Annotated in this window: 16 protein-coding genes; 9 read left to right on the forward strand and 7 right to left on the reverse strand. The window is 60.1% G+C overall.

The genetic code is table 11. The features are described 5' to 3' along the window. Positions 1–8: 8 nt before the first annotated feature. Positions 9–2,096, reverse strand: coding sequence for a glycogen debranching protein GlgX (gene glgX, locus AX760_RS07295; RefSeq protein WP_071832327.1), 2,088 nt, complete (start codon positions 2,094–2,096; stop codon positions 9–11). A gap of 199 nt (positions 2,097–2,295) precedes the next feature. Between glgX and AX760_RS07300 the strand changes: the two genes are divergently transcribed. After that, positions 2,296–2,544 (forward strand): DUF6894 family protein, encoded by a 249-nt coding sequence (locus AX760_RS07300; RefSeq protein WP_071832328.1) that lies wholly within the window; start codon positions 2,296–2,298, stop codon positions 2,542–2,544. Between the two features lie 72 nt (positions 2,545–2,616). Here AX760_RS07300 and AX760_RS07305 read toward each other — a convergent pair whose 3' ends face one another. Further along, complete coding sequence (locus tag AX760_RS07305) at positions 2,617–2,835, reverse strand: hypothetical protein (protein ID WP_071832329.1); 219 nt, start codon at positions 2,833–2,835, stop codon at positions 2,617–2,619. A 338-nt stretch (positions 2,836–3,173) separates the two neighbouring features. Here AX760_RS07305 and AX760_RS07310 point away from each other — a divergent pair, with 338 nt between their 5' ends. The 4 genes from AX760_RS07310 (at position 3,174) to AX760_RS07325 (ending at position 8,116) form a co-directional block, all read left to right on the forward strand. Continuing rightward, positions 3,174–6,431: a hybrid sensor histidine kinase/response regulator gene (locus AX760_RS07310; RefSeq protein ID WP_083531113.1), complete on the forward strand. Its 3,258-nt coding sequence runs from the start codon at positions 3,174–3,176 to the stop codon at positions 6,429–6,431. 53 nt (positions 6,432–6,484) lie between these two features. Further along, entirely contained in the window at positions 6,485–6,880 is a 396-nt protein-coding gene (locus AX760_RS07315) for a (R)-mandelonitrile lyase (RefSeq protein WP_071832347.1), read from the forward strand. A 133-nt stretch (positions 6,881–7,013) separates the two neighbouring features. Further along, positions 7,014–7,265: a DUF6074 family protein gene (locus AX760_RS07320; protein WP_071832331.1), complete on the forward strand. Its 252-nt coding sequence runs from the start codon at positions 7,014–7,016 to the stop codon at positions 7,263–7,265. A gap of 146 nt (positions 7,266–7,411) precedes the next feature. Next, positions 7,412–8,116, forward strand: coding sequence for a hypothetical protein (locus AX760_RS07325; RefSeq protein ID WP_071832332.1), 705 nt, complete (start codon positions 7,412–7,414; stop codon positions 8,114–8,116). Positions 8,117–8,588: 472 nt separating this feature from the next. On the opposite strand, the gene AX760_RS26680 is transcribed toward AX760_RS07325, so the two are convergent. Beyond that, positions 8,589–8,912, reverse strand: coding sequence for a hypothetical protein (locus AX760_RS26680; protein ID WP_139276082.1), 324 nt, complete (start codon positions 8,910–8,912; stop codon positions 8,589–8,591). Between the two features lie 334 nt (positions 8,913–9,246). On the opposite strand from AX760_RS26680, the gene AX760_RS07330 reads away from it, so the two are divergent. After that, a complete protein-coding gene (locus AX760_RS07330) occupies positions 9,247–10,641 on the forward strand; it encodes an MATE family efflux transporter (RefSeq protein WP_071832333.1) in 1,395 nt (464 codons plus the stop codon). Continuing rightward, on the forward strand, positions 10,638–11,060 hold the full coding sequence (locus AX760_RS07335; RefSeq protein WP_071832334.1) for a glyoxalase superfamily protein: 423 nt from the start codon (positions 10,638–10,640) through the stop codon (positions 11,058–11,060). The genes AX760_RS07330 and AX760_RS07335 overlap by 4 nt, the downstream gene beginning before the upstream one ends. Before the next feature lie 133 nt (positions 11,061–11,193). Here AX760_RS07335 and AX760_RS07340 read toward each other — a convergent pair whose 3' ends face one another. Further along, entirely contained in the window at positions 11,194–11,775 is a 582-nt protein-coding gene (locus AX760_RS07340) for a DUF1349 domain-containing protein (RefSeq protein WP_071832335.1), read from the reverse strand. A 706-nt stretch (positions 11,776–12,481) separates the two neighbouring features. Between AX760_RS07340 and AX760_RS07345 the strand changes: the two genes are divergently transcribed. Both AX760_RS07345 and AX760_RS07350 read left to right on the forward strand, forming a co-directional pair. Beyond that, positions 12,482–12,901 carry a hypothetical protein gene (locus tag AX760_RS07345; RefSeq protein WP_071832336.1) on the forward strand — a complete coding sequence of 140 codons (420 nt, stop codon included), beginning with the start codon at positions 12,482–12,484 and terminating at the stop codon, positions 12,899–12,901. Positions 12,902–13,015: 114 nt separating this feature from the next. After that, a complete protein-coding gene (locus tag AX760_RS07350) occupies positions 13,016–13,459 on the forward strand; it encodes a hypothetical protein (protein ID WP_139276080.1) in 444 nt (147 codons plus the stop codon). 22 nt (positions 13,460–13,481) lie between these two features. Here AX760_RS07350 and AX760_RS07355 read toward each other — a convergent pair whose 3' ends face one another. The 3 genes from AX760_RS07355 to AX760_RS07365 form a co-directional block, all read right to left on the reverse strand. Further along, positions 13,482–14,156: a response regulator gene (locus tag AX760_RS07355; protein WP_071832338.1), complete on the reverse strand. Its 675-nt coding sequence runs from the start codon at positions 14,154–14,156 to the stop codon at positions 13,482–13,484. After that, entirely contained in the window at positions 14,153–15,535 is a 1,383-nt protein-coding gene (locus AX760_RS07360; protein ID WP_083531115.1) for a sensor histidine kinase, read from the reverse strand. Before AX760_RS07360 ends, AX760_RS07355 begins: the two co-directional genes overlap by 4 nt. A 588-nt stretch (positions 15,536–16,123) precedes the next feature. Then, the coding region (locus AX760_RS07365; RefSeq protein ID WP_139276435.1) for a transposase at positions 16,124–16,362 on the reverse strand (239 nt) is incomplete at its 5' end.

Consider the following 16,362-nt stretch of genomic DNA (forward strand, 5'->3'; position numbering starts at 1 on the left):
TGGACGCTTCAAACCCGGTGAAAAAGGGTCATGCTGCGGGCTTCCAGTTCAAAGGCTTTGCCGGCGGCAAGGTTGATCGTATCGGCCGATGGATCGGAGGTCGTGAAGGCCAGCCCCCAGGCACCTTCCTGGGGCGCCGGCACGGTGAAGGAGACCCCGGCATCCGTCGGGTTGAACAGGATGAGCACGTCGGACCAGACAGTCTCATCCTGACGCAGGTCTTCGCGCAGGAGATGCAGCCCCAGAACGGCATCCGTGCCCGCACCCCAGTCATCGCCGAGATGGGGCGTGCCGTCGGCGCTGACCCAGTTGATCACGGTTCCGTCACGCCAGCTCTCCCGCCGCAGCAGCGGCTGTTCGTGGCGCAGCGCGATCAGCCGGCGGGTGAAGTCCTGGAGTTGCGCGCCGCTATCGGGCGTGCCTTCCCAATGCACCCAGCTGATTTCGCTGTCCTGGCAGTAGCCATTGTTGTTTCCCATCTGGCTGCGGCCGAATTCGTCGCCGGCCAGAAGCATCGGCGTGCCGTGCGAGAGGAACAGTGTGGCGAGCATATTGCGCTTCTGACGGTCACGAACGGCGTTGATGCCGGCGTCGTCGGTCGGGCCTTCCGCGCCGTAATTGTCGCTGCGGTTGTCGCTGTGGCCGTCGCGATTGTCCTCGCCATTGTCGTCATTGTGCTTGTCGTTGTAGGAAACGAGATCGTTCAGCGTGAAGCCGTCATGGGCGGAGATGAAGTTGACCGTCGACCAAGGGCGGCGGCCGCGGTGATCGTAAATGTCGCCGGAACCGAGCAGCCGGGCGGCAAGATCGGGCTCTACGCCCGGCGTGTTCTTCCAGTAGTCCCGAACCTTGTCGCGGTACTTGTCGTTCCATTCGGCCCAGCCCGGGGGGAAACCGCCAACCTGGTAGCCGCCCGGGCCGATATCCCAGGGCTCGCCGACCAGCTTGACCTTCGACAGCAGCGGATCCTGGCCGACAGCGTCGAAGAAACCGCTGCGCTGGTCGAAACCTTCCGGCTCGCGGCCCAGGATCGTGCCGAGATCGAAACGGAAGCCGTCGATATGCATGTGCTCGACCCAGTAGCGCAGCGAATCCGTGACCATCTGCAGCACGCGCGGATGCGAGGTGTTGACGGTGTTTCCCGTGCCGGTGTCGTTGATGTAGTAGCGATGATTGTCGGGCATGGTGCGATAGTAGGAGAGGTTGTCGATGCCTTTGAACGACAGGGTCGGCCCCATCTCGTTGCCTTCGGCGGTGTGGTTGTAGACAACGTCGAGGATGACCTCGATGCCGGCATCGTGGAAGGCGCGCACCATGTCGCGGAATCCGGCGATGCCGCGCGGGCCGTAATAGCGCTGGGCAGGGGCGAAGAAACCGAGCGTGTTGTAGCCCCAGAAGTTGCGAAGGCCTTTCTTCAGCAGGAAATCGTCGTCCGGAAATTCATGGATCGGCATGAGTTCGACCGATGTGATGCCGAGGTTCTTGATATAGTCGACGATCGCCGCATGCCCCATGCCCTCGAACGTGCCGCGATGGTCCTCTGGGATGGCGGGATGCAACTGGGTGAAGCCCTTGACGTGGGTCTCGTAGAAAATCGTGTTGGACCACGGCACGTTCGGGGCCGTGTCGCGTCCCCAGTCATACGCCTTCGGGTCGATGACCCGGCATTTGGGCATGCCTGCGGCGCTGTCCTGGTCGTTGAAGGACAGGTCCTTGTCCTCGCTGTCGGCATTGTAGCCGAAATGCGCCGGCGACCAGTCGAGCGATCCGACCAGCTCACGGGCATAGGGGTCGACAAGCAATTTGTTGGCATTGAACCGATGGCCGTTTTCCGGATCAAACGGACCATGCACACGATAGCCGTAGAGGGCGCCGGGTTTCAGGCCGGGCACGTAGCCATGCCAGATCTCGTTAGTGAATTCCGGCAGTTCGATGCGCGCGGTCTCGATGGTGCCGCTGTCGTCGAAAAGGCAAAGTTCGACACGCTCGGCATGGGCCGAAAACAGGGAAAAATTGGTTCCGTCAGCATCCGGCGTGGCGCCAAGGCTCTGCCAATGGCCGGATTCCACACGGTATTGATTGACTTTGACGTCCATGGTCGAAACCCCTGTTGCCCCATAATGAACTGCTAAATTGTGCAGCGCGCCATTTTGTTCCCTTGGCGATCGAATTTATTTGTCACGGACGTCAGGAACAGACTGGCCTCGCTGTCGTTCCAAAACCCAGAAGACATATTGCAGGCGGGATGTTCTGGCGGGGAATTGCCCTTCAAGCCGGGCGCACAGGAAACGGCATATGCCAAGGTACTATTTCATGGTGGCACAGGCGGGTTGCATCGCCCCGTTCGAGGGTCCGGTCGATGCTGGTTTTGAATTCGCCGATGTCGTGGCCGCGAAGCGCGAGGCATCGACGGCGCTCATCGAGATGGCCAGCGACGGACTGCCGGACCCGGAAAACTCCGACCTTGTCATAGAAGTTCTCGACGAGCGCTACCAGACGGTGTTCGTGGCGAGGCTTATCTTCGAAATCGAGGACCATGAGTGATAGGCGCAGCCAGAGACGTGCAGGCGGGCGGTGCCCGGCTGGCATCCTCCTCCATTGTCGGTTTCTTCTGCTTCAGTGGTAGTAGTAGCAGTGGCAATCCGCCCTGTCGGCGTCTGCGGCTTTCCACACGCGAACTGCGAGGTTCCGGGAGCTGCCGGTCTCCTCCAGCCGCATCCCGAGCAGCGTCGTGGCCGCGAATTTCGGACTGACCGCGTCGATCTCGATTGACGACCCAACCTGATGGACGCCAAGCTTCGGGCTCCAGGTGAAAATCTGAACGCTGTAGTGCATCGCAGTTCCTCCGTGTTGACAGGCTTTCAGAAGAAAGTTCATACCATGAATTCAGGCGCCGAGAAACGCGGTTATCGGGGATGCGAACGGCAATCTTTTACGGGTCGGATTTCTTTCTCAGAGGCCCTTGTCGGAGGTTCTGCGCGCCCTAGTATTGTGCGATGGGAAAGTGGTGGGGGCGTTCTTTTCCGAGCCGTCCATGTGTCCAGGTTCTATAACCGTGTCGCTCCTGCCATGTCTCAGCCTGCGCCTACACATCGTCGTGCTCACTCATCCATATCCAGGTCTCCATGCACACCTTCTCCTCGCCATTCTCCTTCCTGTCGTCGGATGGGCCGATGGCGTCCCTGATCCGGCATTTCAATTGGGAAAAGACGCCGCTCGGCGATGTTGCCGGCTGGCCGGCGCCACTCAAGATCATCGTCGCCACGGTGCTGCGCGCCAATGTCCCGATCGTCCTGCTCTGGGGGCAGGAGGGCGTGATGATCTACAATGATGCCTATGCCGCTTTCGCCGGCCGCCGTCACCCGGGCCTGCTCGGCAGCAATGTTCGCCAAGGCTGGCCGGAAGTGGCGGCGTTCAACGACAATATTGTCAATGTCGTTCTGGCCGGCGGAACGCTTGCCTACCGCGACCAGCATCTCGTGCTGGAGCGCAAGGGCATTCCGGAGGATGTCTGGCTCAATCTCGACTACAGCCCGATCCTCGACGAGCACGGCGCGCCGGCTGGCGTCCTGTCGATCGTCAAGGAAACCACCGAACGTGTCCGCGTCGAACAACGCCTGCGGATCGCGCAGGAGGCCGGGCGCATCGGGACATTCGAGTGGTATCCGGAGACCGGGCGGCTCGACGTCTCCGACGAATACAGGCGGATCTGGGGGCTGGACCCGGATGTCCAGGTCACCGACAAGCTGCTTGTCGGCCTCCTGCATCCTGATGACCGGGCGGTCACGGGGCCTGCGAAGCTGGCCGAAGCCAATCCGCTGGAATACGCCGAATATCGACGGATCGATCCCCAGACCGGCAGCGTGCGCTGGATCGCGCGACGCGGCGAGGTGGTTTCAAGCGCCGAAAGCGGACAGCGCCGGTTTATCGGCATCGCCTTCGACATCACCGCACGCAAGGTGTCCGAGGCCGCCATTCAGGAGAGCGAGGCCCGCTGGCGGGGCCTGTTCGAGCAGATGCAGGAGGGGTTTTTCATTGGCGAGATCCTGCGCAATGCGGCGGGTATCGTCTATGACTTCACCTTCGTCGAGATCAATCCCGCCTTCGAGGGGCAGACAGGTCTTGCTGCGGCAACGGCCATCGGCCGCAGGTGCCGCGACGTCATCCCGGGTGTGCCAGACGACCTGATCGCCACCTATGCTGGTGTCGTCGAGACCGGCGAAGCGCGGCAGTTCGAGGTGCATGTCCCCACCCTGGCGGATCGCTGGTTTGAGGCCCGTGCGCGCAAGGTCGGTCCGGACACGTTCGCCGTTCTGTTCGTGGATATATCGGCCCGGAAAGTCACCGAAAAGGCCATCCTCGAAAGCGAGGGGCGGTTCCGCTCGCTGGCACAATCCATGCCCAACCATGTCTGGACGGCAGGCCCCGACGGCACGCTCGACTGGTTCAATGATCGCGTCTACGCCTATAGCGGTGCCTCGCCCGGAATGCTGGACGGCACCGGATGGGTCGCCATGCTGCATCCGGATGACGTCGAATCAACGGCCAGTTCCTGGGCCGAAGCCTGCCGGATCGGCGCGCCCTATGAGGTCGAGTTCCGGCTGCGCCGCCATGATGGCGTCTATCGCTGGTACATCGCCCGCGCCGTACCCATTCGTTGCGCTTCCGGGGTGCTCGAACGATGGATTGGCACCAATACGGACATCGAGGACCAGAAGGCTGCGGAAGCGGCGCTCGCCGATCTTGCGGTAACGCTTGAGGAGCGCGTCGAGGCGCGCACCACCGAACTCCTGCGGACGCAGGATGCCTTGCGCCAGAGCCAGAAGATGGAATCGATCGGCAATTTGACCGGCGGCGTCGCCCATGATTTCAACAATCTGCTGCAGGTGATCAGCGGCAACATGCAGCTGCTCGCCGGTGATCTCGAAGGCAATGCTCGCGCCGAGCAGCGCCTGCAGAATGCCATGGCCGGCGTTGCCCGCGGCTCCAAGCTCGCTTCACAGCTGCTTGCCTTCGGTCGTCGCCAGCCGCTGGCGCCGAAAGTGGTCAATATCGGCCGGCTGGTGCGCAACATGGACGACATCCTGCGTCGGGCGCTTGGCGAGGCCATTGAGGTCGAGACCATCGTCGCGGGTGGTCTGTGGAATACCTTCATCGATCCCAGCAATGTCGAAAATGCCATCCTCAACCTTGCAATCAACGCCCGTGACGCGATGGAAGGCAGCGGTCGCCTGACGATCGAAGCCGGAAACGCCTTTCTCGACGACAAATATGCTGCAAACTACAGTGACGTGACGCCGGGGCAATATGTCATCCTGGCGGTCACCGACACCGGCGCCGGCATGTCGCGCGAGGTTCTGGACCAGGTGTTCGAACCCTTCTTTACGACAAAGCCGGAGGGCAAGGGCACCGGGCTCGGGCTTTCCATGGTCTACGGCTTCGTCAAGCAGTCCGGCGGCCACATCAACATCTATAGCGAGCCGGGGCAGGGCACGACGATCAAGCTCTATCTGCCGCGCTCGATGCAATCGGAGGACCGGCTGGTCGATATCGATTGCGGCCCGATCACCGGCGGCAGCGAAACCATCCTGATCGCCGAGGACGACGAGGCCGTGCGCGAAACCGTTGTCGCTTTGTTGAGCGATCTTGGTTACAGCGTTTTGAAATCCAAGGATGCCCAAAGTGCGCTGACCGTGATCGAAAGCGGCATGGCGATCGATCTCCTGTTCACCGACGTGGTCATGCCCGGCCCGATGAAAAGCCCGGAACTGGCGCGCAAGGCCCGCGAACGCCTGCCCGGCATCAGCGTGCTGTTCACATCGGGCTATACCGAAAACTCGATCGTGCATTCCGGCCGTCTCGACGAAGGGGTCGAACTGCTCAGCAAGCCCTACACCCGCGAGGCGCTGGCGCGAAAAATCCGCTATGTCCTGGCAAAGAATGCTGCGGCAGGCGACGTTCCGACCGAAGACAGGGGCGAAGACGACGGCACCGCACCGGTGACGACAACGCAGCAGACGGCGCCAGCGTCTGCCGAAGCTGCCGCGGACAAACCGACCGTCGGCAAGGCACGGACGATTCTCGTCTGCGAGGACGACTGGCTGATCCGGGTGAGCACCGTCGAAATTCTCGAGGATCTCGGCCACACGGTGCTTGAGGCTGCGGATGCGAAGTCGGCCCTTGCCCTTCTGGCCGAGCGCAGCATCGACATCCTCGTGACCGATGTCGGCCTTCCCGATATGTCGGGCATCATGCTGGTCGAACGCGCCCGGGCTATCTTCCCGTCCCTGCCGGTCATCTATGCCACCGGCCACAGCAATCACGAGGGCATCCAGCCGGGGCCGGATGTGCATGTCGTGATCAAGCCCTATTCCGGCGATACGTTGGCCGCAGCGATTGCTGCCGTGTCCGACGGTCCACTGCGGTCGTAAGACAAGATTTATGGGCGCTGCTCCGGGCGAGCGGCATTGAGAAGGGCATGACCATGGAGATCAAGAAAAGCGGTTCGCAGCCATCGGCCCCGGGGCCGGCGGACTGGTTTTCCGGGACTGTGCGCATCGATCCGCTATTTCCGCTGCGCGAACCCGCCCGTGCGGCCGGCAACGCCGTCACCTTCGAGCCCGGTGCACGCACCGCCTGGCATACCCATCCGCTGGGCCAGGTGCTGATCGTCACGGCCGGCTGCGGCCGGGTCCAGCGTCACGGGGGGCCGGTCGAGGAGATCCGCCCCGGAGATGTCGTCTGGTTCGAGCCGGGCGAAAAACACTGGCACGGCGCGGCACCCTCGACGGCCATGACCCACATCGCCATTCAGGAGACGCTGGATGGCAAGGCCGTCGACTGGATGGAGAAGGTCACGGACGCGGAATACGGCGCCTGAGCGCCGACGGGCACGAAATTTTGTCCTTCCGGCCCGATCCGGATGATCATGGTCGGCGCGTTTAGGTTTTGTGAAGGACTGGCAGCGATGTTGGAACCATCCCATATGATTCGACAGGTGGGTTGGAGAACAGATGACACTCGTACAATTTCCGGCAGATCGGCGCGTGGCCGACGTAAAGCGTTGCGCGGACGCGCTCCAGGCCATCCATGGTGAAGCAGCCAATCGTTTCTGGCGCACCGAGATGGTGGCATTCAGGGGCGCCCTCATGGCAAACGGCGTCAGCGACGCTGAAATCGCTTTCCAGGCCCGCCTGTTCATGCAGGCCGTGCAGATCCAGTTGCAGGATGCCTATGCCGAACAGGCACAGGGCGCGCTCGCCTGATACGCTGCTGCGATCCGAGGCCGGGCAGGTGCGGCCGAGAAGGCGTGATCTGTCAGGAATGCAACGCTGTCCCTCGCTGTGGTCACTTGTCGTTTGCAGCGCAAGCCACTAGATATTGAATATCGCTCGAACGCAGGGACTTCATATTGAACGAGATTCTGGGTAGTGGAACTGGACCCGTCTTCGTCGGCGCCGGACTCACCTTGGTCGGCGTTATCGCCGGATGGCTGATGTCGACTGCGTCGTCGCGCTCGGCGGCACGGCAGACCTTGAGCGCGCGCTCCGTTCTCGAAGCGCGGCAACTGGCTGTGCGCACTGTGGTGGCGCTTGACGATTTTGTTGGCGCCTGTCACGCAGCCGTCAGCGATACCCCGGAATTCAACCCGGCCGATCCGTCCGAATTCATCTTCCATATCGATGATCCCCGTCTCAATCTGCCGCGCGATGTCGACTGGAGCGTGCTGCAGCCCGATCTGGCCGAGCAGCTCCTGTGGATGCCGAACCGGGTCCGCAATGTCCTTGACGGTCTCGATTCGCTGGAAGTGGCCCCGCCCGCCTTCAACGAGCTGTTCGAGCGTCGCGAAGAGGATTTTTCACGGCTGGGCATCCGTGCGCTCGACCTGATCGAATCGCTGTCTCTCGAATACAAGCTGCAGATCCCCGAGCGTCCAACCTATTACGACCCGCGCGCCGAGTTCCTGCGCCGCATCAACCGCATCCTGCAGGCCCGCAGCCGAAGGCACGAAGGCGAAGCCAGGCAAAAGGGCGAGGGCTCCAACATCACCACCCTCTTCCCCAAGCCCCGCCGCGACACCACCCCCTCGATCCTCGACGGCGACCCCAAGAGCTGATCGCGGCTGGATGACGGCGATGACACGTTTTTGTTCCGGTCATCGCTGGCCCCCGCGCATGCCGGAATTCGCCGAAGAATGTGCGGTGTATTGAACGTAGCTTTTTAGCGACGGACCATCATCGGAACGCAGGAGGGTCGCCCCTCAAGGCAGGTCGATTTGAACAGTGATGTTCTCCCCGAGCCGACACGATCAGCAAACCGGCCAGGCTGAAACTGCCGCATCCCACGCTAAATCCCCGATGGAAAAGTCCCTGTTTTCATTTCGACGAAAGAAGCGGCGCAGCTTGCTTCAGATGCTGGTTGTCTTGTTCAGCAAAGCTGCTCTCTCGACCAGATCGACAAAAACCAAACGCGCGGCGCGCGCGGCCTGCGTCTAGTTCATTCTTTCCTCATCTATCCAGCCGATCCCCGTCGCCCCGTTGCGTTCCATGGCGCGTGGGCCAGTCCAGTGAGCAGGTAAACGTGGTAAATCAGGGGAGTGGCTGCAACACGAACACGACAGGGGGCGGTATGACTAAGCCGCCGCGCTTGCCGTCTATGGTTTTGAATTTGTTATTTAAACCGGCTGGCTGCGGCGCCTGTATTCTCACTGCCATTTTCAATGGTTGAGGTGAAGCGCCGAATTCGTTGTGTTTTTTCCGACCGCTATCGACCGTGAATGCCACCTTTGAGGCCTGGGTTTGGGCATCAGTCAACGGGAGGGGCAGGCGGCAATGATTTCCGCTTTCTGTCACCACGTTTACGGTACCGCAGCGATAGGGCGCGCGGCAGCTTTTTACCTTCATATCGGTCATAAAGGTCACCGTCGCGCGGGCCTGAAACCAGTCACTGCCTCATTGCGTGCGGTCGATCTGCTGCGTTGCAGAAGGTGAGACGGCCAGTCTCGCTTGATCCGCACTTTTGCAAAGCACGGCTTATCCCAGACGTGCGCAGATTTCTGATGCACGCTTCTATTGACTATATTTGGCTTTGGTGATTGTCTTGAGGAAGGTTCCGAGCACCTGCCGCCTGCAGACGCAAGTCACGGTAAAGCCCGGCATATGACAATTTTTCTCACCCTCGAAGCATTTCGTCGGTGGCAATGCAGGCACCCATCACAGTCGAAATGCCTCTTTGGAGGAGTGAGTGATGTCTTTGCGACAATCGCCCGAGAACCGTTTTCTGACTGCCTCGCCAGGCAGAATTTTTGCCGCCACCGCGTTTCCTATTGTCGCCATCATGGTGATGAACGGGATGCTGGGTATCATCGACGCCGTCTTTCTCGGGCATTTCGTCGGTGCGCAGGCTATGGCGGCAGTCGGCATGGCCTTTCCAGTCCTGATGCTGTCGATCGCGCTTTCCACCCTTGTCAGTGGCGGAATGTCGAGCCTGCTGGCTCGCCAGCTTGGCGCCGACGACCGTAACGCTGCCAACGCGACATTCGCTGGTGCTCATGGACTCGCGTTGTTGATCGCGTCAATGCTGATCGTTGTCTTCTGTGCAGGCGGGTGGAGTTTCGCCCTACGCATTGCGGGTTCCAATGGTCCGGTTGCCGAAATGGTCTGGGTTTTCCTGGCAATCACCGTATTCGGAACGCCGATACAATTTCTGCTGGGTGTCCATGCCGATGCCTGGAGGAACGAAGGTCAGGCGGGATTGATGGCGCTCCTGTCGCTTGTGGTCACGCTCATCAACATTCTGATGAACTACGTTCTGGTCGTGGTGCTGGAGCTCGGTGTTGCGGGTTCAGCCGCAGGTACGGTTCTGGCGCAGGCGCTTGGTCTGATGCTTCTGGCTGGGCTGCGCCGCTTCATAGGCGGAATGATGCCGCTCAGCAGTCTCCGGCAGAACCGCTGGACCGGCAGTTGGAGGCCTATTCTTGCACTGGGCGCACCCGTCAGTCTGGGTTTTATCGGAATGGCGCTTTCAGCCGCCAGCGTGGTTCTCGCCCTCCGTCTTGCAGGCAGTGCCGACTATGCCAGGACCATTGCCGCCTACGGAATCGTGACACGCATCTTCGGCTTTGCCTTTCTGCCAATCATGGCGATCGCGATGGCGATGCAGAGCATCGTCGGCAACAATGTCGGAGCGCGTCTTTACGCCCGCTCGGATGCGGTCCTTCGGCTCGCCGCAGCAAGCGCATTGCTCTACTGTCTTGCCGTCGAGGTTTTGCTGTTCAGTGCGGGCACGGTCGTCGGAGCAGCCTTTGTCGCCGATCCGGATGTCATTGGCGAGGTCGGTCGAATGCTTCGGCCGATGGCTGCGATCTATCTTTTGTCTGGGCCAGTTCTTGTGCTGGGGCTTTATTTCCAGGCCATCGGTCAACCGGCCCGCGCGGCTCTTCTGACCATGGTCAAGCCTTTTGTACTCTTGCCTGTCCTCGTCGCAGCAACGGCTGCCATGCTGGGCGCGGATGCGATCTGGTTCGCCTATCCGTTGGCCGATGGTGTGGCCGCAATCATTGCAACTCTTGTGCTTGCTGCCGCGATTAAGGCGCGAGGAAACGCCGGTATCGGGCTGAGGTCCGTGGAGAACCTGTCATGACAGTCAGGACTATCGCAGAAGCCAAGGCGCACGCAAAATCTCTGAGGAACGCACTTGCCAGTGACGGAACGGTGTTAGGCCATGCCCAGGCGCTGGAGATTGTCGCCCGGCAGAACGGTGCGCGCGATTGGAACACTTTGTCCGCCCGACTGGTCAAGGCCGCTCCCTCTCCGTTCCATTTGCATCAAAGAGTGCAGGGGCGGTATCTCGGGCAACCCTTCAAGGGCGAAATCAACGCAATATCGTCCTCGGGCCCGCACTATTCGGTCTCCGTCCGTTTCGATGAGCCGGTGGACACCGTTATCTTCGACAGCTTTTCCAACATGCGCCGAGTAGCAAGAGGTGTGGTCGACATCCACGGAATGTCTGTACGCAAGACATCAAATGGGACACCGCATCTGATGCTAAGCGCGTTGTGAGTCTCAGGAATTGAAATGTCGCCTCCGATTTTTGCGGGGGCTAGTGATCGGTTGAGCGAACTGCGGCCGAGGATCGGCGGCTTCGGGCGAACACCGGACATTGCGACTGCCTAAATGAAGAGCGCTCCGGCGGCTACGACAAGTCGTGAAGGTCTTTGCACAAGACCTGCCCGAGGTGCCACTCACTAAATCTTACTTCCAAGCCTTCCCGTTCGGGAGTGCAACACATGGGGCCGACAAGATAACGATCCATCTTTGGGAATGGGCAGAGGCGGACCAGTGGCCAAGTCTTGCCATCGTTCGATACCTGTATCCTTAAAACGCCGCTCTGGACGGTCACCCTTATCCAGAAATCCGATGGATTGCCGTCATATCGCCCCGTAGCCCAGTCAGAGGCTTCATCCGTCAGCACACTGCCCAGCAAGCCATATCCGTCCGAGAACTCGATGCCGGTCTTGACCCATCGTCTTTCGTCGATCCTGACCATGAGGCCAGCCTGATCGTAGAGATGTTTGAAATGTGACTGGACGCGAACCTGGGCGGTGAAATCGCCATCGGTTTGGAATGCATAGAAGTGCCCGTTGTCACGGACAAAGCCATAGTGGGTCTCTCGCCAGAAATCGGTGTCGGCGTCAGTCGTTACGAGAAGTTCGATCTCCGACGCTTCTGCTTTTGTGGGCTTATTGAGCCACGTTCCATTTCTGAGACTCTGCAACAGCGGCTCCTATGACAACCGGCGGACCTACCTGTCCGCATCTTCGTGAATTGTTCCTAGAGAGCCCATTTTTTGTCTACAGACAAGGACCGACATGCGCCTTCACTTCGCGCAAACACCGACATTGCGGCTGGAAATTACCCTTATAACTTGGAGAACCGGGCTCGAATCGCGAATGCGAGAATTCGCAACGATTTCTCCGATGTGGGTGACCGCAATGGCCCAAACTCAGACCTAAGCGGAAGGAACTGCGACGTCAGCTTTGCCTGCAGGGCGTCGTCAAGCCGACGGTCCGCTCCCGGCCCCAACGTGGACTTGACCGGCCTCAAACCCGTAAAGACCGGGGACCGCCGAGCGGCCCGGATATCGCTTAATTCAGAACGACAGTCCGAACAGGCGAATGAGTGAAGCTTTTCAAATGCTGCATGCCTCCTTGGACGAAGACCAACATGAAGAGAATTTCCCCCGATAATTGATGCATCGCATTCCGTTCGTTCACCTGACGTGGGAGGTGCGAATTGAAAGGTCCGGTTAAGAGCCGGACTTTCTGAGTTCCAATTGGTCAGCACCGGACCAAGGTCCCTGTTGCGCTCTATAAGGTCTTAGGGCCGTTCACAGCGCATGCCGCCTGGGCGCATCATGTCGCTGTGACATGCCAAAGGGCTTTCTTCGGTATCAGTCCAAACCCAGTTTGAGGAGCAATACAATGTCGATGACCCAATATATCCTGCGCTCGGCGATCGTGCTGGCCATCCTGTCTCCCGCTATTCCTGCCAATGCTGCCTTGAGCGGCAAACTCGATATCCCCGCAAGTTCTACCCGCCTCGAGCATCGCAACGTCCTTTTTGTGAAGAGGGGCGCCGATGACAAGCCAGGCCATATCCGCCGCGGCCGCGGCCGTGACGACGGCCCGAACCATACATTCCTGCTGAAGCTGGAAGGAACGCAGATCGCGCGCCGCAGCGCAGACGATAAGCCAGGTCATGTCCGTCACGGTCGGGGCACTGATGACAAGCCGGGCCATGTCAGGCGCGGTCGCGGCACCGACGACCAGCCCGGCCACAACCGCCGTGGCCGCGGATCGGACGACGCAACCGGCGACGATCATGGCGGTCGCCGCAGCTAAACCGAATGATCTATGCAGACACGGATTCGAACATTGTTTAATCCACCGGCGCAGCCCTTTAGGATGCGCCGGTGATCCGGTTGGAACGATATCCAATGGCACGGAGTGGACATCTTGACGCAAAATTCCAGATTTTATGGTGCCGCCTTTCGCACCGCTCTGCTGTTCGTCGGCTTGGCCCTGCTTCTGGCGACCCCGCACCACGCATGGGCCAAGGACGGCAGTTCCGGCGGGCGAGGCTCCGATCATTCAGGCTCGGATGGCTCAGGCGATTCAGGTTCCGCTGGGCATGGCTCCGACAATGATGATGGGTCCGATAATTCCGGCGCCTCCTCACACAGCGGAAAGGGCAGTAGCGGTGACGATACCCGTGATGCCAAGCGCGGAAACGACGATTCCGGTCACGGCGGGAAGCGAAGGGAAGGTGAGGAACGCCGGCATACATATGATGGTGGATGGCGGGCTCAGATCCGCAATGGCCGCTACCAGGTGTTCGACCCGGCGGGCCGGGTGGTGATCAACCGCAAGGCGAGGATGTCCGACTACACGAAGTTCTAGCGATCTCCCCGACAAGGAGCGGTCATGACGGGTGACTTGCGTCCCGAAGCAGCATGGCGGCCTCTGTCCGATTGCGCACGTTGAGCTTCTGCAGGATCCTGGTCATATGGTGCTTGATCGTCTTTTCCTGCAGATCGAGCCGCCGGGCGACTTCCTTGTTGCTATTGCCAGCAGCCACCAGCTTGAGAATTTCCTCTTCGCGACGCGTCAGGCTCGCCAGTATGTCCTGTGTGCTGTCGCTTTTCTCCCTTCCAGCAATGACCGGCGCCACCGTGCGCAGCTCAGCCAAGATCCGTGCCGCTAGTGCCGGCGAGACATAGCTTTCCCCCATGATTGCGCCCCGAACCACTTCGATCAGTGTCGCGGCGGGAACGCCTTTCAGGACATAGCCGATCGCGCCGGACCTGAGCGCCATCAACACGTCTTCGTCCGCCTCGGACGCCGTCAGTACGACAATTCGCACGTCGGGCGACTGTTCGAGTATAAGGCGTAGGGCGTGCACCCCCCCACCGGGCATGGAAAGATCAAGCAATATGACCTCGGGCTTTAGCTCCCGGTCAAGCCGGATCGCCTCCTCGGAGGACGCCCCTTCACCGCAGACGTTCATGTCTGGTTGTTCCGAAAGACTTCTCGAAACGCCTTCCCGAAACATCGGATGGTCATCGATAACCAGGATACGGATGGCTCTTTCAGTCATGGCATGGTCTTCCCTGGCAGGCGCATAGTCAGGCGCGTGCCGTTTTGCGAAACGAGGTTGAGCGTACCGCCAAGACCGGCAATCCGTTCCTCCAGTCCCAGAAGGCCGAGGCCTTCACCGGCGGTGTGGCGATCGAAGCCGGGCCCTTTGTCGCTGACTGCGATCTCGATCCCGCCCTCAACCGCTGCAGCCGTCACCTGCTGGCCGATACCCCCTGCATGGCGGGCGGCATTGTTGAGCGTCTCCTGGACGAAGCGATAGGCGCAAATCTTTTCGGCTTTCGACAGATCCGGAAGCACTGGATTGCAGAGCAAGGCGACGCGTGTTCCGGTCCGACTTTCATGTGCGGCAACGACGCGCTTCAAAACGCTCTCGATACCAAGCCCATACAGTTCCGGTAATGTCAGACCGCGGCAGATGTTGCGGATGTCGCGCATCGCATCATCGAGTGCCGTCCTGACCCTCTCTCTATCATCACCTGTCGATCCAGGGGGAAAGATCGATCCGAGCCGCAACGACGCGAAGGCCAGCAGTTGCGCCGGTCCGTCGTGAAGTTCCGCTGAGATACGTCGCAAGTAGCGTTCGTTGAGGTCCGCTGTGCGGTGGGTAGCCTGGTCTGCTCGGCGGCGCAGCGCCTCGTTTTGCGCCAGCAACGCGGACAGCGTCTCCACCTTCTCGTCAAGCGCCGCGCGCTGGCGGATGATGAGACGGCTGCCGCGCGCGACGACGCCGAACAGTAGGGCGAGCATGCCCACCGTCACCACGCCGACGATGAGCCAGCTTTGTAGCCGTGAACTTGTCAGCTCAGAGCGCAGATCTGCGCCAATCTCGTAGAATTCGGCAATACCGATGATGTCACCCGACCAGGGCTCTCGGATCGGGCTGTAGATTTCCAGCAGAGGTATGCCGCTCTGCCGCTCCAATTCGTTTTCGGGGCCTTCGAGCTGATCGAATTCGGCGTGGATTTGTCCGGCCTTGGCCGCTATCAGTCCGTCCGTCATCTCAAAGCGCTTGCCGATCGCCCCATCCTCGTTGCTGAAGACGACCGTGCCATCGGGCTTCCATATCTTGAAGGCAAACAGTTTTTCACTGAGAACACCCTGCGAGAGGGTTTCTGTAAGCGCAAGGCGCGCTCCTTCGCCTAAATTATTGGAATTTGCCAGTTCCTGCGTTAGCGGTGCGATTATGCTATCGACATAAAGCGCAGTTGCCGCCGCTGCATTGTGGATCACGGAATCCTCGATGCGTCCGCTCACCCAGATGCCGATCGCCGACATTCCAAACAGAAGTACACCGGCAGCCGCGAGTACAAACTGCCCGGCAAGGCTTATGCCTACGGCCAGTGCCCGCGCCTCCGACGTATCTACTTTGCAAATCATCCCCGTTCATAGCGCGTTTTACCAACCCAAAGAAGTCAGACCCTTGGCAGCCGGACAGGGACCAAAGTCCGGTGAACGCCCCCGGCAAGCTGTGCAAATGGGGTCGTCGGAGGCTTGGTCCCCGTGGTGCAGTTATCAGGGATTTAGATCGAGGGCTCACATATCAGCGTAAGAGCTGTTTGCTCTACCAGCGGACTGTCTGCCGATGGCCCGAACGTGGACTTGACCGCCACTTAACCCGGAATTACCCGGAGCCATCGAGCGCCCGGATATCGGCGAATTCAGAACTTCAGTCCGAATAGGCGAAAGAGTGAAGAGGCCGTTGTGGGCGTGTGACACTCGAAATTGCCTTACTGAGTGGTTCGTGGAGTTGGGCGGCAACGTCTGCAATGGGCCCAAAGTGCCGCCGGCCGCAGTGTAGGTCCCGGTCTGCTTTGACGCCGGTCCATTTGCAAAACTGCATGGCAGTTTACGGCCGCAAAGTGAGCTTGATCGCTGTTCAACTCATAAATATCCAAGGTTTAACCCAGCACATTCCAGGCCATTCGAGAGAGGCTGTTCATTCTAAGAGTCCGTCCGAACACTTTCTCATTTTGAACATAGCCTTCGCAGCATGAGGCGGATGGAGGCTAATTTGAGGAAGGCAAGCGCATTTCTTGACAGGTTTTCGAGGTCCTTGGCCAGTCTACGGCATCGTCCGAGCCATGCGAAGGTTCGCTCGACAACCCATCGGCGTGGCAACAACTCGAAGCCTTTGGCCGCATCGGATCGCTTGACGATTTCAGTTGCCAGACCTGGTCTGGCCTTCTTCTGACCCTTTGCGAAGA

Source organism: Pararhizobium antarcticum, from assembly GCF_001885585.1.
Taxonomy (GTDB): Bacteria; Pseudomonadota; Alphaproteobacteria; order Rhizobiales; family Rhizobiaceae; genus Pararhizobium; species Pararhizobium antarcticum.